The organism is Arthrobacter sp. RAF14 (assembly GCF_052114185.1).
Taxonomy (GTDB): Bacteria; Actinomycetota; Actinomycetes; order Actinomycetales; family Micrococcaceae; genus Arthrobacter_E.
On the sequence record NZ_JBFREG010000010.1, the window covers coordinates 80,184 to 100,871 of the forward strand.

Sequence of the window (20,688 nt, forward strand, 5' to 3'; positions counted from 1 at the left end):
TTGAATAGCGCTGTGCCAGGTGAGAAGGTGAAGTGACCGGATCACGGGATTGAAGGAGCCTGCAGTGGGAAGTCTTGATGAATCGACGGCTGGACGGGCCGCATCCGATGGCTTGATGCCGGACGAGCCGCGGCAAGGTGGATACGGCCCCAAGGCCAAGGGCGCGCCGTCCCAGCATCCGTATCATCACCCGGCCGCTGCGTGGGGAGCCGCCACCTCGGTCATGAAGGTGCTCTTCCGGGAGAAGGAGCTGCTGGCGGGCTCCAAGGCCATGTTCAGCATGAACCACCCGATCAAGGGCTTTGACTGCCCCGGGTGTGCCTGGCCGGATGACAACAAGGGCCTGAAGCTCGACATCTGTGAGAACGGCATCAAGCACGTCACGTGGGAGATGACCCACAAACGGGTGGGCCGCGAGTTCTTCGCCGCGCACACCGTGTCCGAGCTGGCCGACTGGACGGACTTCGATCTGGAGAACCAGGGCCGCCTCACCGAGCCGATGGTGTACGACCCGGCGTCGGACCGTTACGTGCCGATCACGTGGCAGGAGGCTTTCGCCCTGGTGGGTGACGAACTGCGCGGCCTGGACAGCGCTGATGAGGCCGCCTATTACACTTCGGGCCGTCTCAGCAATGAAGCGACCTTCCTCTACCAGCTGATGGCCCGCGAGCTCGGCACCAACAACCTGCCGGATTGCTCCAACATGTGCCACGAGGCGTCCGGCCGGGCTCTCACCGCATCGCTCGGAACCGGCAAGGGGACGGCGGACCTGGATGACTGGGAGACCTGCGACGCTCTCTTCATCCTGGGCGTGAACGCCGCCTCCAACGCACCGCGCATGCTGACCGCGCTGTCGGAGGCCGTGAAGCGCGGCGCCCAGGTGGTGCACATCAATCCGCTCATCGAAGCGGGCGCCACCCGGACGATCGTGCCGCACGACATCATGGACATGGCCACGTTCAAGACGCGCCCGACGAGCACGCTCAATCTGCAAGTGCGCCCGGGTGGCGACCTGGCGCTGATCCGCGCCATGGCGAAGGCCACTCTCGAGGCCGCGGAGCAGGACCCGGCGGTTCTGGACAGTGAGTTCCTGGCAGGTCTGACCGATGGCTTCGACGAGTACCGGGAACTGCTCGCTCAGACCTCCTGGCAGGATCTGGCCCTGCAGGCGGGACTCAGCGAAGCAGATCTCCGCAAGGCCGCGGACATCTACGTCACGTCCGAACGGTCCATCATCAGCTGGTGCCTGGGTGTCACCCAGCACGAGCACGGCGTGGACACCGCCCGCGAGATCGTCAATCTGCTGCTCCTCAAGGGCAACATCGGCCGCGAAGGCACGGGTCCGTCCCCGGTCCGCGGTCACAGCAACGTGCAGGGCAACAGGACCTGCGGCATCGACCACCGCCCGTCGGAGGCGTTCCTGGACCGTCTGGCGGAGGCCTGCGGAATCACCCCGCCCCGGCACCATGGTCTGGACACCGTCCGCACCATCCAGGCGATGCTGGACGGCACGGTCAAGGTGTTCGTCGGCATGGGCGGCAACTTCGTGCTGGCCGCGCCGGATACCGCCCGGACCGCGGAAGGCCTGCGGAACTGCGAGCTGACCGTCCAGGTCAGCACCAAACTCAACCGGAGTCACCTGGTGCACGGCCGCAAGGCCCTCATCCTTCCGTGCCTGGGCCGCACCGAGCGGGACCAGCAGGCCACCGGGCTCCAGGGGGTCACGGTGGAGGACGCCATGAGCATGGTGCACCTCTCCATCGGACGCAAGCAGCCGGCCTCGACCCACCTGCTCTCCGAGCCCGCGATCATCGCCGGTATGGCCCGGGCGGCACTTCCGGACAGCGCCACTCCGTGGGAGTGGTACATCGAGGACTACGACCGGATCCGCGACGTCATGGCCCGGGCGCTGCCCGGCTTCGAGGGCTTCAACGAGTTGATCCAGCAGCCTCTCGGCTTCAGGATTCCCCAGCCGGCCCGGGAACGGGTCTTCCTGACTCCGTCCGGACGGGCCCAGTTCTCGCTGGCACCGCTGCCGGACGTGATCCCGGAATCGGAGGACGTGCTGGTCCTGCAGACCATGCGTTCCCACGATCAGTGGAACACCACGATCTACTCGAACGACGACCGTTACCGCGGCGTGAAGAACCTGCGGGAACTCATCTTCCTGAACGAGGAGGACATGCGGTCCCGGGGGATCGAGGAGGGTTCCATGGTGGACATCGTGGCCACCTCCAAGGACGGTTCCGAACGCTCGATCCGCCAGTACCGGGCCCTCCGGTACGACCTGCCCCAGGGCAGCGCCGCCGGGTACATGCCGGAGATGAACGTTCTGATCGGGCTGGCCGATTACAGCACTCAGAGCGATCAGCCTCTCATGAAGAACGTCAAGGTCCGGGTGACGCCGTCGGCCTGACGGCATCGCCGGGGCTGACCTGCAGCTGATCTGCAGGTGACCTGCGGCCGACATGACGGTGCCGGCGTCCTCTTCGGAGCTGCCGGCCAGCCGGGCGAGCGCCTTGGCGTTGCGGACGTCAGGCTCGACGACGATCCGGCGCGCACCCGTCGTCGCGAAGAGATGTCCTATGAAGTGCAGGACCAGCCGCGGGGTGAGTCCCGGCCGAGGTTGCCGCGCCGGAGCCATGAACAGGTGAATCCCGAGGTCTCCGTTCTGGGGTTCGTAGGCCTCGCCGACCGGGTCGTGGAACGGGTCGTAGCTCTGGAACAGCGCAACCGGCTCCTCCTCCAGGGTGAGCAGGAACGCGTGATGCGTCGGCAATGAGTCCAGGAAGCGGTACACCTCCACGACCTCATCCCGGGTGTACTCCGTCATGCCCCAGAACCGGGCGCGCTCCTGGCTGACCCACGAATGGATCAGGTCCCCGTCCTCCTCGGGCCGCACCGGCAGGATGCGGAGGCGTCCCGGTGACCGGTCGGCGGCGGCGCTGGTCGGTGCCGACGGTTCGGGCGTCTGGTGAATCGTGGTGCCGGGCATCAGGTCTCCAAGGGTGAGTCGGTCCCAGTCGGTGATGACGGGGAGGAGTTCTCCGGCTGCCCAGAGCGGCAGCTGGTCGAGGAAGTGTGGGCTGGCGGGGCTTCCAGCGGCTCCGAAGGGAACGATCCACCGGCTGTTCCGCCGGTCGGAGAGGTCCCAGACGTAGCGTGCGGCTGACCCCCTGAAACAAAGGTGGCCACCGCCCGGCACACTGTCGGTCGCCAGCACGCACGAGCTGTCGCCGGCCAGGGGAGTCGATGGCAGGGAGGCGGCTGCGGCGGCGGGAAGGCGGTGCAGGGGGTGGAGCCGATGCAGTTCGCCCCAGGAAGGAGCCCCGGCGCCGTCGGCCAGGGACACGGGCAGCACCGCTTCGAGGGCGGCGGCCGCTTCCCGGGGCAGGTCCAGGCCGTCCGGGACCGGGCCGGCGACGAGCGTTTCGAGGGCGAGCCCGAGCCGTCCGGTGAGCGCCAGCCACGGCGCGAACACGGGGGCATGGCCGGTGGGCGCCCGGAGGGGCTCGAACACCGGATGGGCGGCCAGCCGGTGGACCAGGGCATCGCGCCAGAGGGCAAAGACCGCCGCCGGCTCACTGTCCATGTCCATGTGGCCGTCCCACGCGAGCAGTTCGTCCAGAGTCCGGCGGGCTGCGTCGGACAGGGAATCCCGAGCCAGGCCCGCGAGCAGCGGGCGGAAGGAGGACAGCGACCCGAGCCGGGTGTCCGTGTGGATGCGTCCCATGTCCTCGGGGCACAGCAGTGGGTGCGGGCCGCCGTCGTCGTTCGCATGGAGGAGCTCGGCGATGCGCAGCGCGCGGTGGGCGGGGGCGAACTCGAGAGCGATGTCGGCTTCGAGCGCAGCGGCCCGGTCATTGGCGCTGACCGCCACGGTGTCCACCGCCCGCGACGGCAGCGGCAGGAACGTGCCTTCCCAGCGATGGGCGGCCGACCATGCCGGTACCGGCATGACGCGATTCTCAGGCGAGCGCAGCGGGACCTTTCCGGCGAGGAAGTGCCGTACATCGCCCCGCGTGTCCGCCACCAGCACGCTGTTGACGGGCTCCACCCAGGTGTCCAGAGCCTGCTCGACGTCGGAGGCCCGGGTGCTGCGGAGCAGGGGCAGGAGTGCTTCGAATCCCAGTCGGGAGGTCACCCGGGCGGGTGTCCGCAGGCTCAGTCCTGCGGAAAGATCACCCTCGCCCGGCCCGGGAAGTCCCGCGATGACCGGCCCGCGCGGAGTCTCGGCGATCTCCACCGTCACGGTGTCCTCGCCCCGGACGAGCAGCTCCTCGGTCCGCGTGGTGACCGCCTCCCAGCCGCCGGGACCGAAGGCCTCGAGCCCCGTCGGCCCGGAGCGGCGGAGTTTCTCACGGAACAGATCCTGGTAATCGGCCATGGAGTTCGTGATCGCCCAGGCGACGCCACCGGCGTGGCCGAAGTGTGGCAGTCCCGGAACGCCGGGGAAGGCGAGGCCGACGACGTCGAACTCCGGGCAGGAGAGCCGGACCTGCTGATAGACGCCCGGTATTTCGAGGAGACGATGCGGGTCGCCGGCGAGGAGCGGTGCGCCGCCAACGGTCCGGGAACCGTGCACGGCCCAGGCATTGCTGCCGGAGAGCACCGGGGCCTCCTGGGAGAACAGCGCGACCGCTTCCGGTCCCAGGACGTCCGAGACGTGCTCGCGGAAGAGCTTATGGGGGAAGGTGGAGAACAGGATGTGATTGACCAGGAAGACGGCGAGGGGCATCCACGGCGACCAGGGTCCCGGTTCGGTGCCGCTCTCGGTGAACTCGGCGCCGCCCCGCCGGCCCTCAGCCAGGGCCTGATTGACGCCGTCGACGTACCGGGTGCACCAGCGGCGCGTCACGGTGTCGAGGGCCTCGAAACACGCCCGGGCGGTGTCCGTCAGCATCGCCTGCCGTGCGAAGCGGTCCCACGCCACGGCGTCCGGCCCGGTCATCTCCGCCACCCGGCCCTCCGCATGCCAGCGGTCCATTTCGAGCTGCCATGACCGGTCGCATGCCGCGTTCCAGCCCTGGAGGAAAGCGAGGTCATCTGCTGAATCCGCCCGCAGATGGGGGATTCCCCACGGATCACGGTAGACGGCAGGGGAGGGCCCGGAGGGTGGGGCGGTCATCGGTCACGCTTTCGAAATTAGGTAAGGCTTACTTAAGAACAGAAGGTAGCCTGGAGGGTAAGAACGGAGCAAATCGAGGTGAGGGCCGGGTGCAGGGGGCCTCGCGCGGCCGGGGCGCCGGGGCTAGTCTGGTGGCCAACAGTCACGGGGCTGCGCGAGGGAGGCGAGATGAGGGAGCAACCGACCCGCCGTGGCGCCTTGGCGGCAGGCGTCGCACTGACGGCCGGGCTTCTCACGTCGTGCACGTCCGGACCCGAGGGTGGCCGCAGCGCGGCGAGCCCCGACGTCGCGCCGTCCGGTGGGTCACCGACGGGCGGCCCGGCTCACGAGGACATCGTCACCGGGTTGAGCGCCCCGTGGGATCTGGTGTTCCTCGACGGCTCGGCGCTGCTGAGCGAACGGGACAGTGGCCGGATCCTCGAGATCGTGACCGGGAGCGGGGGAACCGTCCGCACCCGGGTGGCCGGCGTGGTCCCCGGGGTGAAACGCGGAGGCGAAGGCGGCCTGCTGGGCCTGGCCGTCGGTCCGGAGCGCAGTCTGTACGCCTTCTCCACAGGCGAGGGCGGCAACCGGATCCAGCGTTTTTCACTCACCGGCGGGTCAGGCTCCCTGGGCCTGGGACCCGCCGAGACCATCCTGAGCGGCATCCCCGCGGCGCGGTTCCACCACGGCGGGCGCATCGCGTTCGGCCCGGACGGGATGCTCTACGCCGGAGTCGGGGATGCTCAGGAACCGGCCAAAGCCCAGGACACCACATCCGTGCAGGGCAAGATCCTCCGCCTCACACCGGACGGCGCGGTGCCCGACGACAATCCGTTCCCCGGATCGCCCGTGTACAGCTACGGCCACCGCAATGTCCAGGGTCTCGCCTGGTCGGCGGACGGACGGCTCTTCGCGAGCGAGTTCGGGCAGAACACCTGGGACGAGCTCAATGAGATCGTGGCCGGGGGCAATTACGGCTGGCCCCTCGCGGAAGGGACGGCGCGCCGGACCGGGCTGCGGGATCCCCTCCAGCAGTGGGCGCCGTCCGAGGCGAGTCCGAGCGGCCTCGCCGTGCTGGACGATGCGCTGTACCTGGCGAATCTCAAGGGCCGGTCGTTGCGCCGGGTCCCGCTGTCCGACACAGCCCACTCGGAGCTGCTGCTCCGAGGCGCAGTGGGGAGGCTGCGGACAGCCGTCCCGGCGCCCGACGGCTCCCTCTGGGTCCTGACCAACAACACCGATGGCCGGGGGACGCCGAGGCCGGGTGATGACCGGGTCGTCCGGATCACGCCGGGCTGACCGCCGGAGCCGCCACGGCCATCCCGCCCCCCGCACGACGACGGCGCCGCCCACCCGGTGAGCGGCGCCGTCGTCGTGCGCGTGGAGAGGCCGCCGTCGGTGACCGCCGGCGGATCCCGTCAGGCGTCCTCGGCCACCTCGAGCTCGATCCGTCCGGTGTGCCGTGGCTTGATGGCGACGACGTAGACGATGCTCAGGGCCGCGGCCAGACCCACGCCCACCAGCAGCGCCACCCGGCCCGTGTCCGTGAACGCCAGGATCACCAGGACGAAGGCCATGAACGCCAGCGCGATCCAGCTCAGGACGGGCCAGGCCGGCATCCGGTAGGCGCCGCTGCCCACGCGTGCGCCTCGCAGTTCGCGGCGCATGCGGTAATGGGACACCAGGATCATCACCCAGGTGAACACCGTGGCGAAGGACGCGATGGAGGCCACCAGGAGGAACAGCGTGTCCGGGATCAGCAGGAACGCGAACAGGCCCAGGATCAGGCCACTGAACACCATCGTGACGGGCACGAGCGGCACACCGGTCCTGCTCAGCTTCAGGAAGCTGCGCGGCGCCTGTCCTTGCTGGGCCAGTCCGTACAGGGTGCGGATCAGCGTATAGGTGATGGCGTTCATGGCGGACAGCGCCGCCGTGAGGACCACGCCGTTGATGATGTGCTCGGCTGCGGGGATCTTCAGTCCGGTGAACACCTGCACGAAGGGGCTGCCCTGCGTGCCGATCTCCTTCCAGGGGATCAGGCAGAACATGACGCCGAGCGAGAGGATGTAGAAGATCAGGATGCGGAACGGCACGGAGTTCACGGCCTTGGGGATCGCCGTGCCGGGGTCGCCGGTCTCGCCCGCGGTCATGCCGAGGGTCTCCACGCCGCCGAAGCTGAAGACCACGATCGCGAGGCTCATGACGATGCCCCACACGCCGAACGGCGCGAATCCGTCGTGGTCCACCAGATGATGGAGGCCGGGCTGGACCCCGCCCGTCGAGACGCCGAAGACGATCAGGCCGATGCCGCCGACGATCATCGCGATGATGGTGACCACCTTGATGAGGGAGAACCAGAATTCAAGCTCGCCGAACACGCTCACCTGGAGCAGGTTCAGCCCGCAGATGATGAGCATGGCCGCCAGCATCCAGACCCAGCCCGGGGTGTTCGGGAACCACAGGCCCATGTACTTCCCGGCGGCCACCATGTCCGCGATGGCCACCATCAGCATCTCGAAGGCGAACACCCAGCCGGTCAGGAAGCCGGCCAGTGGCGAGATGTAGCGGTCCGCGTACTGCGCGAAGGAGCCGGCCACCGGATGGCGGACGGCCATCTCGCCGAGTGCGCGCATGACGATGAAGACCATCGCCCCGGCCACGATGTAGGCCAGGAGCACGGCCGGACCGGCCGCCTTGATGGTCTCCGAGGAACCGTAGAAGAGACCGGTGCCGATGGCGGAGCCGAGGGCGATGAAGCGGATGTGCCGCGTGGAGAGCCGGCGCTGCAGATCCGCCGCCGGGCCGGGGGAGTCCGGCGCGGGGAAGGACGTGCGGACACTGCGCTGTGCCGTCGAGGGTCCTGGGGCTTGAGGTGATTGATTCATGACTCACGTTCCGGGGAGGAGTGGTTTACCCGCAGAACTTTTCCACAGGCGTCCGTCATTGCCCAAAAGCCGGCGTCCCAAGCCGGTGCCCACAAGCCTGTGCCTGCGTGCCATGGCTGGCATGCCGCTCCGCAGTGCGGAGCGGCATGCGGCGTGGTCAGCCCGGGGACGGGGTGGCGAACTCCTCGCGGTAGCGGCTCGGCGTCGTGTCCAGATGGCGGGCGAAATGCTCCCGCAGCCGTGCCGACGTGCCGAACCCGGCGCGCCGGGCGACGGATTCGATGTCCAATGCGGAACTCTCCAGCAGTTCCCGGGCCAGGGCCAGCCTCTGGGTCACCAGCCAGTGGTGAACGGTGGTGCCGGTCCGGGAGCGGAAAGCCCGGGTGAAGCTGCTGCGGCTCAGGTGGGCCCGTGCGGCGAGGGCGTCGATGCTGAGGGGATCCTGCAACCGGTCCCGGGCCCAGGCCATGGCGGAGGTCACGGGATCCGCCTCCTCCTGGGGGACGGGTGCCTCGATGAACTGCGCCTGACCGCCGGGCCGGTGCGGAGCGGCGACGATCCTGCGTGCCACCCGATTGGCGGTGGCCTGACCGCGATGGCGCGCGAGCAGGTGCAGGCACGTGTCGATCCCGGCGGTCGCACCGGCCCCGGTCACGAGGCTTCCCTCATCGACGTAGAGGCGTTCGGGGCTGAGTCGCACCGAGGGGAAGCGTCTCCGGAAGGTCTCCGTCCAGGTCCAGTGCGTGGTGGCCTCCCTGCCGTCCAGCAGGCCACTGTCGGCCACCACGAAGACGCCGAGGCACAGGCCCACCACGACGGCGCCCCGTGCGTGCGCCCGGCGCAGCGCGTCGACGACGTGTCCGGGTGCGGCCACCGTGGGATCGGACCACCACGGCACCACGATGAGGTCGGCGTCGTCGAACGCCTCCAGTCCGTGATCCACGAGGAGTGAGTACCCGGCACTGGTGCGCAGCGGGCCGGGCTGTGGCCCGACCACCGTGATGTCCCACGGTTCCATGGCGCCGCGCGGCGACTCGGAACCCCAGACGAGTGAGGGGACGGAGAGGTGGAAGGGATTGATCCCGTCGAACGCCAGGACGGCGACTCTCGGCACGGCTGCGAGGTTGCTCATGGCGCCTTCCTGTCCCGGGAGCCGCCAGACGCCCCCGAATCGACGAATCCTGACCCGATCCACACTGTTGGCGCTGGATCGGCTCAGGAAACATGGTACTCATCATCAGCCGGAATCAAGGAGAGATCATCATGACCAGCACCACCCTGCGCGAACTCGGCCAGGAATCCACCACTCCCGCTGCGCTGGGCCGCGCCACTGTCATCCTGGTGGATTACCAGAACACCTATACGCAGGGAGTGATGGAGCTCGACGGCTGGGAAGCCGCCCTTGCGGAGGCGTCCGCACTCCTGGAGCGCGCCCGCACCGCCGGCTCCACCGTCATCCACGTGGTGCACGACGGCGGCCCGGGCAGCCCGTACGACCTGGACCAGGAGGTGGGGCGCATCCACCCGGCCGTGGCGCCGGTGGACGGTGAGGACGTGGTGGTCAAGACCGCGCCGAACGCGTTCGTGGGCACCCGCCTCGGGGACCTCGTGGACGCGGCCGGAAACACGGAGGTGGTGATCGCGGGTTTCATGACCCACATGTGCGTGACCTTCACCGCGGAGGGCGCCTTGCTGCGCGGCAATGCGCCCACCGTGGTGGCACGCGCCTGCGCCACCCGTTCACTGCCGTCAGTGGCCGGACCGGTCGCCTCGGAGGAGCTGCACCGCGCGGCGCTCGCCACGATCGGTGACGTGTACGGCGTGGTCGTGGACCGGGTGTCCGATCTGAGTGGCGAGGAATCCCTCGGTCAGGAGCCGTCGGCCTGAGTGTGGCGATGTGCCGCCAGCCGCGCTCGCAGTGAGGTCAGGAGCATGTCCAGCCCGATCTCGAAGGCCTGGTCGCTCCTGACCTTGCCGCTCGGCTGATAGGAGAGCAGGCGGGTCAGGTGCAGCGTGGGGGTGGCGGGTTCCCAGACGTCCTCGGGCGCGGCGTAGTCGAGTCCGGAACCGAGGGCGAAGGCGTCGAGGAGCTGGATGAGCACCAGCACCTCGTGCTCCGGGAAACCGCCGCGGAGGAGGATCGCCGCCATCTGGTCATACGAGGCGATCGCCGCGGCGTCGGTCACCGTCTCGGTGGCGATCAGCGGCACGATGTGAGGGTGTTCCGTGTACATCCGCCGCTCGGAGCGGACCACGAGTTCCACGGCTTCATCCCAGGGCAGCTCGTCCGGAATGGCGGCCAGATACCGCTCCACGAGACGGCCGCGCACGAGCTCGATGATCGCCCGGCGTCCATCCAGGTGGTTGTAGAGCGAGGACGGCTGGACGCCGAGGGCCCGTGCCAGGGCGTTCACCCCGAACGGCTTCCCCGAGTCGATGAGCTCCATGGCGGCGTCGGCGATGCGAGCCGCCGTGAGGACGGGGGTCCGGGGACGTGCCATGGGCTGCTTTCGTGTGGCGGACGGGGTGATGCGCGACGTCGGCCTCCGCCGCCGTCGCGCTCTGCACAGCCTAGCGCGACGCGGCTTCGCCGGGGCCGGCGTTCCAGCCGACGCGGAGGAGGGTGAACCACTCCCGGCCCGAGACGACTTCCCATCGGCCGTGACATGGGTCATACTCATAAACGAATGCTATTCGTTTATTGCTGAGGGCCAAGAAATCCCTCGCCCACGCCGAACCACAGGAGGCCTGAGAGTGGCACACACGCTCTACCGCAACGCCCTGATCTTCACCGCGAACGGTGACGCAGGGGAGGAATGGGCACAGGCCCTGCTCGTCGACGACGCGCGGATCGTGGCCGTCGGCACGGAGGAGGACGCCCGCGCCGCCGCCCCTGAGGATGCGGAGCACGTGGATCTCGGCGGCCGGCTCGTGGTGCCCGGCTTCGTGGACGCCCACACGCACCTCCTCATGACCGGGGAAGCCCTGGGCAAGGTGGAGCTCACCGACGCGCGCAGCCTCGAGGAGATCCAGCGACGGCTGCGCGCCGCGCGGGACACGGACCCGGGCGCGGAGCGGGTCCTGGGGAGGGGCTGGCTCTTCGACTCGGTGCCGGGAGGTGAACCGACCGCGGCCATGATCGACGCCGCCGTCGCGGAAGTGCCCGTCTACCTGGACGCCAACGACTACCACTCCTGCTGGGTCAACTCCGAGGCGCTCGCCGAACTGGGGATCACACGGGAGACGCCCGACCCCATCGGGGGCCGGATCGAGCGTGACGCCCAGGGCGAGGCCACGGGCATGCTGTACGAGACGGCCGCCCAGCACTTCGTCTGGACGCACCTCGCCTCGGTCACGAGTGACGCGGAGCGCGACGCCGCGATCGACCGCACCTTCGAGGCCTATCTCGGCACGGGCGTGACGGGGGCGGTGGACATGGCTCTCGACGAGGTGTCCCTCGCCACCCTGGAACGCGCCGTCGAACGCCACGGGGGCAGCCTGCCGTTGCGTGTCGCCGCGCACTGGTTCATCGACAACACCGGGGACGACGCGCAGAACATCGCTCAGGTGCAGCGTGCGGCCGACCTCGCGGCGCGGCTGACCGACCCTTCCCTGCGGGTGGTGGGGGTGAAGTTCATCATCGACGGGGTGATCGACGCGTGCACCGCGACGATGAACAAGCCATATGCGGACCACTCCAATGCCGAGCCCATCTGGCCGCTCGAACGGCTCAAGCCGGCGCTCGCGGCGGCGGACGCGGCCGGGCTCCAGGCCGCCCTGCATGCGATCGGGGACGCCGCCAGCGGCATCGCCCTGGATGCGATCGAGCACGCCATCACGGTCAATGGGGAGCGCCCGCGCCGCCACCGCATCGAGCACCTGGAATACGCGGCTCCCGGCACCGCCCGGCGCATGGCCGAGCTCGGAGTGATCGCCTCCATGCAGCCCGTCCACACGGATGCCGCCGTCCGCGCGAACTGGGACGCCATGCTCGGCGATGACCGCGTGAACCGCGGTTTCGCCTGGCCGGAGTACGAGGAGGCCGGCGCGCTGCTCGCGTTCTCTACCGATGCCCCCACCGCGCCCTACGGGGCCTGGCCGAATCTGTATGTCGCCACCACGCGCAAGTCGGCCCTGGATTCGTCCTATGACGCCGTGCAGCCCGAACTCGCGCTGCCTCTGGCCCGTGCGCTGGGGCATGCCACCCGGGACGCCGCGGCGTCGGTGGGGGACGGGGCGACCCACGGCCGCTTGGCCGAGGGCTACGCCGCGGACTTCGTCGTGGTGGACGTGAACCCGTTCGCCGAGGGCGACGAGTCCCTGCTCAAGACCAGCGTGGTCCGGACGGTCGTCGCCGGCCGCACCGTCCACACGGCAGGGGAGTGAACCGATGATGAGTGACGGTATCCGGGATTCGGCCGTGACCGTGGCGGATTGGCAGGACCCCGCCAACCTCCGCTGGTCCTTCCAGCACATGGACACGCTGTTTCCCGCGCGGTCCATCGAACCCGGGACGCCCGCGGACCTGAAGGAGCGGCCGCAGGACCTCTCCCGGGTTCCCGTGGTGCTGCCGGACGGCGCCGAAAGCACCGTGGCGGACGTCCTGGAGTCCACGGACACGGATGCCTGGCTGGTGCTGCATGGCAGTACGGTGGTCGCCGAGCAGTATTCCGGGACCATGACGCCGCGCACCCGGCACCTGCTCATGTCGGTCAGCAAGTCCCTCGTGTCCTCGGTGACCGGAGCGCTCGTGGCGCAGGGCCTCCTGGACGTCGAGTCCACCGTGGAGGAGTGCATCCCCGAACTGCAGGGCACAGGCTACGGTGAGGCGCGCATCCGGGACATCCTGGACATGCGCAGCGGAATCCGGTTCTCCGAGGAGTACCTGGATCCGGCCTCCGAGGTGCGAGGGCTGGACGAAGCCGTCGGATGGGCCCCGCCGGGGCCCGGCGGTTCCCCCACTCTCAAGGAGTTCCTCGCCACGCTGGAACAGCATCGCGAGCACGGCGGGTACTTCGAGTACCGCAGCTGCGAGACGGACGTGCTGGGCTGGGTGTGCGAGGCGGCCGGAGGCAAGCCGTTCGCCGAGCTGGCCGGGGAACTGCTGTGGAGCCGACTGGGCACCGCGGACCCCGCGTTCATCACGGTGGACGCGGAAGGCACCGGCATGTTCGACGGCGGGATCTGCGCCACACTGCGCGATCTCGCCTGCTTCGGTGCGATGATCCGCGACGGCGGCGTCGCGCTGACCGGGGACCGGGTCCTCCCTGCGGATTGGGTGGCCGACATCTTCGCGGGCGGCCCCGACTCCACGGAGGCTTTCGCGGCCGGACCTGAGGCCGAGCACATGCCCGGCGGCCGGTACCGGAGCCAGTTCTGGTTCTTGGATGGCCGCCCGGATGTGGCGTTCTGTCTGGGAATCCATGGTCAGATGGTCTACATCAACGCCGGTTCAGGGGTGGTGGGCGTGAAGTTCTCCAGCTCCGCGCTGCCCGTGGATCCCGTGAAGGGGCCTGCTGCCGCGGCGATGTTCGACGCGATCAGCCGTCACCTGACCTCCTGACCACGACATCCCCCTTTGGTATTCCAAAAACGGACGTTGGTGGTGTGATAATGGAGGAATGTCCAACACGGAGATTTTCGAGCCGGAGTCCCTCCGCGTGACCCGCCAGATCCGCGACCAGATTCTGGACGGCGTGCGCCTGCCCGGCAGTAAGCTCGTGGAGCGTGACCTCGCCCAGGAACTGGGCGTCAGTCGTCTGCCGGTCCGGGAGGCGCTGAGGACGCTGGTGTCCGAAGGGCTCGTGACACCGCGGCCCCGCACCTGGGCCGTGGTCCGGGAGTTCTCCGCGTCCGACGTCGTGGATCTCAACGAGGTGCAGGCCGCCTTCGAGTCCCTGACCTTCACCCTGGCCGCTCAGCGGCACAACAGGGAAGGCCTCACGCGGCTCAAGGACGCGCTGGACCTCGAGTTCCGGGCCGCCGAGTCCGGCGACGCCGTCCGGGCGCGCCGCTACGGGGCCGACTTCCATGAGATCGTCACCTCCCTGGCGGGGAATGAACTGCTCAACGAGCTCCAGGGGATCCTGAGCAGCAGGATCCGCTGGCTCATGGGCCAGCACGACGACCTCATCCGTGTGGCCGAGGAGCACGCGGCGCTCTACGAGGCCATCGCGGACCGTGATGTCGCCCGCACCCAGGTCCTGATCGGTCAGCACATGGTCAGCAGCCGCAGCCACGCCATCGCGAAGCAGGCTTCCTCCGCCGACGCCCACGCCTGAGGCTGTCCACGACTGAGGCTTCTGACCTGAGGCTTCTGACGCGGTCCACGCGGTCCCGGTGCTCCGTGACCGGTCAGCCCCCCCCGGAACCACCCCACCACCCCCTCCGAAAGGCGCTCGATGCTGCTCCGTAACGTCCGTCCCTGGGGCGGCGCCCCGTCCGATGTGCAGCTCGACGGCGAGCTGATCGCCGCCGTCCGGCCTCACGACCCGGAGGAGGCCACGGACACCGGGCAGGGCGTCGTCGACGGTCGGGGGCGGCTCCTACTGCCCGCGTTCAGCGACGTCCACGTCCACCTCGACTCGACGCGGATCGGCCTGCCGTTCCGGGAGCACACCGGACGGCCGGGGGTGTGGGGCATGATGAGCAACGACCGGGAGAACTGGCGGAACGCGGAGATCCCGCTGACCGAGCGCGTGGCGGGCACGCTGGAGCGCATGATCGCCCGCGGGACCACCCGTGTCCGGTCCTTCGCCCAGGTGGACGTGGACACCGGCCTGGAGAAGTACCAAGCAGTGGTGGCCGCGAAGGAGAAGTTCGCGGACCAGGCGGAGGTCCAGATCATGGTCTTCCCGCAGGCGGGCATCCTCCTGGAGGACGGCACCCCCGAACTGCTCGAGGAAGCGCTCCGGCAGGGCGCCGACGTCATGGGCGGGATCGATCCCTGCCAGCTGGACCGTGACCCGGTGCGGCACCTTGACGTCGTCTTCGGTCTGGCGGAGAAGTATCAGGTGGAGGTGGACGTGCACCTTCACGAGCCCACGGACCTGGCCATCTTCAGCACTGAATTGATCATGGAGCGGACGAAGGCCCTGGGCATGCAGGGCAAGGTCAATCTGTCACACGCCTACACGCTGGGCGGGTCGTCGGAGGCCGCGAGCCGGTCCCTCATCGAGCGGATGGCGGAGCTGGACATCTCCCTCACGACGGTGGCGCCCGCCGCGCCGGGGCAGCTTCCCCTGCAGGACCTGACGGCCGCCGGCGTACGGGTCGGGCTGGGGGAGGACGGCCAGCGGGACTACTGGAGCCCCTACGGCAATTGCGACATGCTCGACCGCACCTGGCAGCTGGCCTTCACCCGCGGGTTCCGGGCCGATCGTCTGGTGGAGCACGCGGTGGCGGTCGCCACGAGGGGCGGCGCGAGCATCATGGACCACTCGCTGGCCCGTGTGGCGGGCGTCGACGACCGTCCAGGACTGGCCGTGGGTGACCGGGCCGATGTGGTCCTGGTGGATGGCGAAACGGTCACGAGCGCCGTGATGGACCGTGGACAGGACCGCACCGTGCTGCATCGCGGCCGGGTGGTCGCCGATCAGTACCGCGTGGAGGGCGGCAGCGGGTACTGACCCCTCAGGATGGCGGATGGCCGCGGCCTGACGACGACGGCCCGACGTCGACAGCCCAGCGAAAAGGCCCCCGGCACCTCAGGTGCCGGGGGCCTTCGCCACGGTCAGAGGCCGTCGTCGGCCTGAAGCTGTTTGTCCTGCTGCCGTTGCTGGTCCTGCTGAGCGCGGGCGGCCGCACGGGCCGCTTCCTTCTCCTCGAGCAGCCGCTGCTTCTCCACCGCCTTGTAGAGCTTGGCCTGCTTGCCCCGGCGCCGCCAGAGCTTCCACAGCACGAGAGCCACGATGAAGAGCACGGCGCCGATGATCGCGCCGATCCCGGTCCACAGCGGGAACCAGGTCGGCCCGGTGCCGATGATGCGCTGCGCGTTGTGCGCCGCGTTCGACGTGCCCCACGCGATCCCGGCGGTCAGGAGGTTCGGGGTGGACACGGCCACGGCGATCACCAGGATGACCGCCTTCCAGGCCCAGGTGATCTTCTTGTGGGTGGCCTGCCAGGCGATCCACAGGGAGACGAAGGTCAGGATCAGGCCATACCCCAGGCCGAGGAAGACACCGCCGGATCCCGGGCCTGCCTGTCCGTTGATGTTCTTGGCCCATTCGACCGGCACGACGGCGGCCGCGATGAAGTACGCGATCACCGCCACCGCCAGGAGGATGGCGCCGAGGATGATCCAGGTGAGGGTCCTGGATTTCCGCCCGGATGAGGACTGGGGTGCCTGTCCCTGCCCTGACGTGGGCGGAGGCATGATGGAGCCGCTCTGTTCACTCATGGAATCATCATGGCACGTGGCAGGCCACTCCGGCTTGTAATGTGCCTATACTTTCAGCGTCGGTTGCCGTGATCCAGGCGACCACCAGATCAGACGAAAGGCCAGGCGATGAGCAACATCCCCGCAGAGCTGTCCTACACCGCCGAACACGAATGGGTTGCGAGCACGGAGCAGGACGGTGTGGTGCGAGTGGGCATCACCGATTTCGCCCAGGACGCGCTCGGCGATGTCGTGTACGCGCAGGTCCCCGAAGCCGGAACGTCCGTGACCGCCAACGACGTCGTCGGCGAAGTGGAGTCCACCAAGAGCGTCAGCGACATCTACGCCCCGGTGACGGGCGAGATCGTGGCCCGCAACGAGGCCCTCGACTCCGACCCGGCCCTCATCAACTCCGATCCGTATGGCGCCGGCTGGCTTTTCGAGGTCCGTCTCGCCGGTGCGGACGAACTGTCCGGCCTGCTCAGCGCCGAAGCGTACGGTCAGCAGGTAGGCTAGAAAGCAGTTGCCCGTGCTGTCCGGGACGAATCGTCCCGGACAGCACGACCCGTTCCCGGGTCCAGCACCGGAGGACCAGGGAAAGAACCCCGCCGAGGCGAGAAGAGTGAGGAGCCGCCCGATGTCTGAACAACCATCGGTCCCCGTCGAACCCGCAGACGATGCCGCATTTGAGGGCGAGTCCACGGACACCACCTCGGTGTACCTTCCGGTCCTTTCCGACGTGGTGCCGGCCGACCCGAAACTCGGCCCGGAGGACATCGCGTCCATCGCCGCACTGCCGAACGGATCCGCCCTGCTGATCGCGCACCACGGCCCGAACGCCGGTGCCCGCTTCCTGCTGGACACGGACCGCGTCACGGTCGGACGCCACCCCGACGCCGAGATCTTCCTGGATGACGTCACCGTCTCCCGCAAGCACGCCGAGTTCGTGCGCACGCCCGCGGGCTACGAGCTGGTGGACACCGGCAGCCTGAACGGCAGCTACGTGAACCACGACCGCGTGGACCGGGTGCTGCTCAAGAGTGGCGCGGAAGTGCAGATCGGCAAGTTCCGGCTGAACTACTACCCGAGCCCGGTACGCCCGGCAAGCCAGGGCTGAGGCGCCCCGCAACGTGGCTCTTGCACAGTCCGGCCGGCGCCAAGGCGCCGCCGTCGTCCTGAACATCGGAGAAGTCCTCGCTCAGCTGAACGAGGACTTTCCCGGTATTTCCGCCTCCAAAATCCGTTTTCTGGAGGAGAAGGGGCTCATCACGCCCCAGCGGACCCCTGCGGGCTACCGCCAGTACAGTGAGGCGGACGTGGAGCGCCTGCGCTTCGTCTTGGCGCTCCAGCGTGATCAGTACCTGCCGCTCAAGGTCATCCGCGACTACCTCGACGCGATCGACCGCGGAGAGCGTCCGGACAATCTGCCGGGCGGCATGAAACTCTCGCCCAAGCTGGTGTCCGAGGACCCTGCGGAGGCGCTGCGCGGACGGTCCCGCCTGCTGAGCGAGTCCCAGCTGCGCGCCGAGTCGGGCGCAGGCGTGCGTCTGGTCAAGGAGCTTCTGGACTACGGCATCATCAAGCACGAGGGCGGGCAGTTCGACGAATACGCCCTCCAGGTCACGGCGAGCTGTGTCCGCCTGGAGGCCCAGGGACTGGAGCCGCGGCACCTGCGGCCCGTGCTGGCGGCCGCGGAGCGCGAGTTCGCCCTGATCGAGCGTGCGGTCGCGCCGCTGGCCTCCCGCAAGGACTCGGGCTCGCGCGCCCGCACGGCCGACGCCGCCCGTGAATTGAGCGGACTTCTCCAGGACCTTCACCAGGCGGTCATCCAGGGCCAGATCTCCCGATTGGAGAAGTGATGATCGAGGTCGAGGTCGTCGGGGTCCGGATCGAACTTCCGGGCAACCAGCCTCTGGTGCTCCTCAAGGAGACCCAGGGCGAGCGGCACGTCCCCATCTGGATCGGCCCTCCCGAAGCGAGCGCCATCGCGCTGGCCCAGCAGGGAGTGGTTCCGCCTCGTCCCCTCACCCATGACCTCATGCTGGATGTCATCCACGCGCTGGGCCGCTCTCTCGTGTCCGTCACCATCGTGAGCGTGGAGGATTCGGTCTTCTACGCCCAGTTGCAGTTCGACGACGGCACGAGCGTCAGCTCGCGGGCCTCCGACGCGTTGGCGCTGGCGCTCCGCAGCCACTGCCGCATCTGGTGCGCCGAGCAGGTCATGGACGACGCCGGCGTGCTCATCGAGATCCAGGACGAGGATGCCGAGGTGGCGCGGCCGGTTTCCGGGCCCGGAGCCGAAGAGCCGGAGGAAGGCGCCGCAGCCGCGCCGGCCACGGCCGAGCAGGAACAGGAACTCCGGCAGTTCCGCGAATTCCTCAATGGTGTGGAACCCGAGGATTTCGAACCCTGAGAGCGTCGTCGGGCCCTCCCGGCCAGGCCTTAAGCTTCAAGTTCAGCGTTAAAGTTTCGACACGGCACGAAAAAGCGCCGAACGTCTTTGACCTGGGGGCCTTGCGGCCCTAACGTCGAAGTATCAGGTTCCCATTGCCACCCGGCATCGAGCCGTTCACACTGGAAGCAGGGGCCGCCTCAGGGCGGTGTGACTTCCCGTGTGAGCAGGGCCGCCGGTCTGGCGTTTCGCACCCCAGGGAACCCTTGAAGAGGAGGAAGACGTGAGTCCGAAAGGCGACGCGGGCAAGCGCCAGCACGCAGGCGCACCCATTGCCCCCGCTGCGGGCGCCCAGGGGCTGCTGTTCAGCGAGGACCTGCCGCTTCTGGACGAGGACGCCGGCTACCGCGGCCCCACCGCCTGCAAGGCGGCAGGCATCACCTACCGTCAGCTGGACTACTGGGCCAGGACCGGTCTCGTGGAGCCCACCGTGCGAGGCGCGGCAGGCTCCGGATCCCAGCGTCTCTACAGCTTCCGGGACATCCTGGTGCTCAAGGTGGTCAAGCGGCTCCTGGACACCGGCGTCTCCCTGCAGCAGATCCGTTCCGCCGTGGAACACCTGCGCGAACGCGGCGTGGAGGACCTCGCCCAGATCACCCTCATGAGCGACGGCGCGAGCGTCTACGAGTGCACCTCCGCGGATGAGGTCATCGACCTGGTCCAGGGCGGCCAGGGAGTGTTCGGCATCGCCGTGGGCCGTGTCTGGCGCGAAGTGGAAGGCACCCTGGCGGAGCTTCCGAGCGAACACGCCCTTTCGCAGGACTTCCCGGAGGACGAGCTCAGCCGTCGCCGGGCCCAGAAGAAGATCAGCTGAGAAGAAGATCAGCTGAGAAGAGAGTCAGCGCAGAAGAAGATCAGCTGACACCCATCACGCACGCGAAAGGCCGGTCCGTCTCAGACGGACCGGCCTTCGTCGTCGTTGGCTGACCTCCGGCGCCGGAAGGTCTTGTTCAGGCCTTGCGGATCGCGGCGAGGAGCTGATCGTAGACCGCGGACACTCCCTTCGCCGAGTCGCCGGGCCACTGGTGCACGGCATGCGCAGCGCCCTGGATCTGCTGCCAGTTCGCCAGTTCCGGCACCACGGGCTCCAGGAGCAGCGGGCCGAACATCGAGCGCATCTCGTCGAGACGGTACATGTGTTCGCTCGATCCCAGGCGGACGCGGTTGGCCACGATGCCGGCGGGATTGAGGCGGGGGGAGAACTCCCGGCGGAACATGTCGATGGCGCGCAGGGTGCGCTCCGTGCCGGCCACCGAGAACAGTCCGGGCTCGGCCACCAGGACGACGTCGTCACTCGCGTTCCAGGCCATCCGGGTGAGGCCGTTGAGGGACGGCGGGCAGTCGATCAGCACCAGATCGTAACCGGTGACGGGTTCCAGCAGCTGCCGGAGGCGTCGGAGGTCACGGCGTCCCAGATCCGGACGGTCGTAGATCCCCGAATACGCGGAGCCGATCGCCACGTCCAGAGTGCCGCCGTCGCCGGCCCAGGAGCTCGGGGTGAGGTGGTCCGCCAGGCGCGCGCGGCGCGCGGTCTTCAGGAGCCTGCCGATGTCCGTCACGCGACCCGCGCTGGTTCCCAGGGCGGTGGAGGCATCGGCATGGGGATCGAGATCCACCACGAGGGTGGGGACACCTGCGGCCAGTGCAGCGGATGCCAATCCCGTGGTGACAGAGGTCTTGCCCACTCCACCCTTGAGACTGCTGACGCTTACGACTCGCACTTCTGAATCCACACCCCTGTAGCTCGACACCTGGTGTTCTCTGCCTGACCCCGCGGTTTGCGGACCGTCTTCACCGGGTGGCATCACCTTCCATCATAGGGGCGGGCATGGCCGGCTCCGTCGGATTGCGACGTCCGGGC

At 68.8% G+C, this 20,688-nt stretch carries 17 protein-coding genes and 1 pseudogene; 12 read left to right on the forward strand and 6 right to left on the reverse strand.

From position 1 onward, the window contains the following. The first annotated feature begins 115 nt into the window (after nt 1-115). Nucleotides 116-2,416 carry an FdhF/YdeP family oxidoreductase gene (locus tag AB4Y75_RS15955; protein ID WP_441436862.1) on the forward strand — a complete coding sequence of 767 codons (2,301 nt, stop codon included), beginning with the start codon at nt 116-118 and terminating at the stop codon, nt 2,414-2,416. Between the two features lie 144 nt (nt 2,417-2,560). Here AB4Y75_RS15955 and AB4Y75_RS15960 read toward each other — a convergent pair. Beyond that, nucleotides 2,561-5,128, reverse strand: a pseudogene (locus AB4Y75_RS15960) (GNAT family N-acetyltransferase); the annotation flags it as partial. A 168-nt stretch (nt 5,129-5,296) separates the two neighbouring features. Between AB4Y75_RS15960 and AB4Y75_RS15965 the strand changes: the two are divergent. Continuing rightward, a complete protein-coding gene (locus AB4Y75_RS15965; RefSeq protein ID WP_441436863.1) occupies nt 5,297-6,409 on the forward strand; it encodes a PQQ-dependent sugar dehydrogenase in 1,113 nt (370 codons plus the stop codon). Nucleotides 6,410-6,528: 119 nt separating this feature from the next. Here the strand turns inward: AB4Y75_RS15965 and AB4Y75_RS15970 are convergent, their stop codons facing one another. Together AB4Y75_RS15970 and AB4Y75_RS15975 are read right to left on the reverse strand one after the other, a co-directional pair. Next, nucleotides 6,529-7,998 carry an amino acid permease gene (locus tag AB4Y75_RS15970; RefSeq protein ID WP_441436864.1) on the reverse strand — a complete coding sequence of 490 codons (1,470 nt, stop codon included), beginning with the start codon at nt 7,996-7,998 and terminating at the stop codon, nt 6,529-6,531. Between the two features lie 157 nt (nt 7,999-8,155). Beyond that, a complete protein-coding gene (locus AB4Y75_RS15975; RefSeq protein ID WP_441436865.1) occupies nt 8,156-9,130 on the reverse strand; it encodes a GlxA family transcriptional regulator in 975 nt (324 codons plus the stop codon). A gap of 131 nt (nt 9,131-9,261) precedes the next feature. Between AB4Y75_RS15975 and AB4Y75_RS15980 the strand changes: the two genes are divergently transcribed. Then, nucleotides 9,262-9,885: an isochorismatase family protein gene (locus AB4Y75_RS15980; RefSeq protein WP_441436866.1), complete on the forward strand. Its 624-nt coding sequence runs from the start codon at nt 9,262-9,264 to the stop codon at nt 9,883-9,885. Here the strand turns inward: AB4Y75_RS15980 and AB4Y75_RS15985 are convergent. After that, complete coding sequence (locus tag AB4Y75_RS15985) at nt 9,867-10,499, reverse strand: TetR/AcrR family transcriptional regulator (RefSeq protein ID WP_441436867.1); 633 nt, start codon at nt 10,497-10,499, stop codon at nt 9,867-9,869. The two genes, AB4Y75_RS15980 and AB4Y75_RS15985, sit on opposite strands and share 19 nt — an antisense overlap. A gap of 253 nt (nt 10,500-10,752) precedes the next feature. Between AB4Y75_RS15985 and AB4Y75_RS15990 the strand changes: the two genes are divergently transcribed. From AB4Y75_RS15990 to AB4Y75_RS16005, 4 genes are all read left to right on the forward strand, one after another. Continuing rightward, nucleotides 10,753-12,384, forward strand: coding sequence for an amidohydrolase (locus AB4Y75_RS15990; protein WP_441436868.1), 1,632 nt, complete (start codon nt 10,753-10,755; stop codon nt 12,382-12,384). A gap of 7 nt (nt 12,385-12,391) precedes the next feature. Continuing rightward, a complete protein-coding gene (locus AB4Y75_RS15995) occupies nt 12,392-13,561 on the forward strand; it encodes a serine hydrolase domain-containing protein (RefSeq protein WP_441436869.1) in 1,170 nt (389 codons plus the stop codon). Between the two features lie 58 nt (nt 13,562-13,619). Next, entirely contained in the window at nt 13,620-14,279 is a 660-nt protein-coding gene (locus AB4Y75_RS16000) for a GntR family transcriptional regulator (RefSeq protein WP_441436870.1), read from the forward strand. A gap of 120 nt (nt 14,280-14,399) precedes the next feature. Continuing rightward, nucleotides 14,400-15,626 carry an amidohydrolase family protein gene (locus AB4Y75_RS16005; RefSeq protein ID WP_441436871.1) on the forward strand — a complete coding sequence of 409 codons (1,227 nt, stop codon included), beginning with the start codon at nt 14,400-14,402 and terminating at the stop codon, nt 15,624-15,626. A gap of 104 nt (nt 15,627-15,730) precedes the next feature. Here AB4Y75_RS16005 and AB4Y75_RS16010 read toward each other — a convergent pair whose 3' ends face one another. Beyond that, nucleotides 15,731-16,396, reverse strand: a complete 666-nt coding sequence (locus AB4Y75_RS16010; protein WP_441436872.1) for a hypothetical protein — start codon at nt 16,394-16,396, stop codon at nt 15,731-15,733. A 108-nt stretch (nt 16,397-16,504) separates the two neighbouring features. On the opposite strand from AB4Y75_RS16010, the gene gcvH reads away from it, so the two are divergent. The 5 genes from gcvH to AB4Y75_RS16035 all read left to right on the forward strand — a co-directional run bounded on the left by gcvH (nt 16,505) and on the right by AB4Y75_RS16035 (nt 19,641). Further along, nucleotides 16,505-16,891: a glycine cleavage system protein GcvH gene (gene gcvH, locus AB4Y75_RS16015; protein ID WP_441436873.1), complete on the forward strand. Its 387-nt coding sequence runs from the start codon at nt 16,505-16,507 to the stop codon at nt 16,889-16,891. A 121-nt stretch (nt 16,892-17,012) separates the two neighbouring features. Next, complete coding sequence (locus AB4Y75_RS16020; protein ID WP_441436874.1) at nt 17,013-17,492, forward strand: FHA domain-containing protein; 480 nt, start codon at nt 17,013-17,015, stop codon at nt 17,490-17,492. A gap of 13 nt (nt 17,493-17,505) precedes the next feature. After that, entirely contained in the window at nt 17,506-18,234 is a 729-nt protein-coding gene (gene ftsR / locus AB4Y75_RS16025) for a transcriptional regulator FtsR (protein ID WP_441436875.1), read from the forward strand. After that, nucleotides 18,234-18,788 (forward strand): bifunctional nuclease family protein, encoded by a 555-nt coding sequence (locus AB4Y75_RS16030; protein ID WP_441436876.1) that lies wholly within the window; start codon nt 18,234-18,236, stop codon nt 18,786-18,788. Before ftsR ends, AB4Y75_RS16030 begins: the two co-directional genes overlap by 1 nt. Before the next feature lie 262 nt (nt 18,789-19,050). Further along, entirely contained in the window at nt 19,051-19,641 is a 591-nt protein-coding gene (locus AB4Y75_RS16035; protein WP_066215540.1) for a MerR family transcriptional regulator, read from the forward strand. 136 nt (nt 19,642-19,777) lie between these two features. Here the strand turns inward: AB4Y75_RS16035 and AB4Y75_RS16040 are convergent, their stop codons facing one another. Then, nucleotides 19,778-20,548 (reverse strand): ParA family protein, encoded by a 771-nt coding sequence (locus AB4Y75_RS16040; RefSeq protein WP_441436877.1) that lies wholly within the window; start codon nt 20,546-20,548, stop codon nt 19,778-19,780. Nucleotides 20,549-20,688 lie beyond the last annotated feature (140 nt).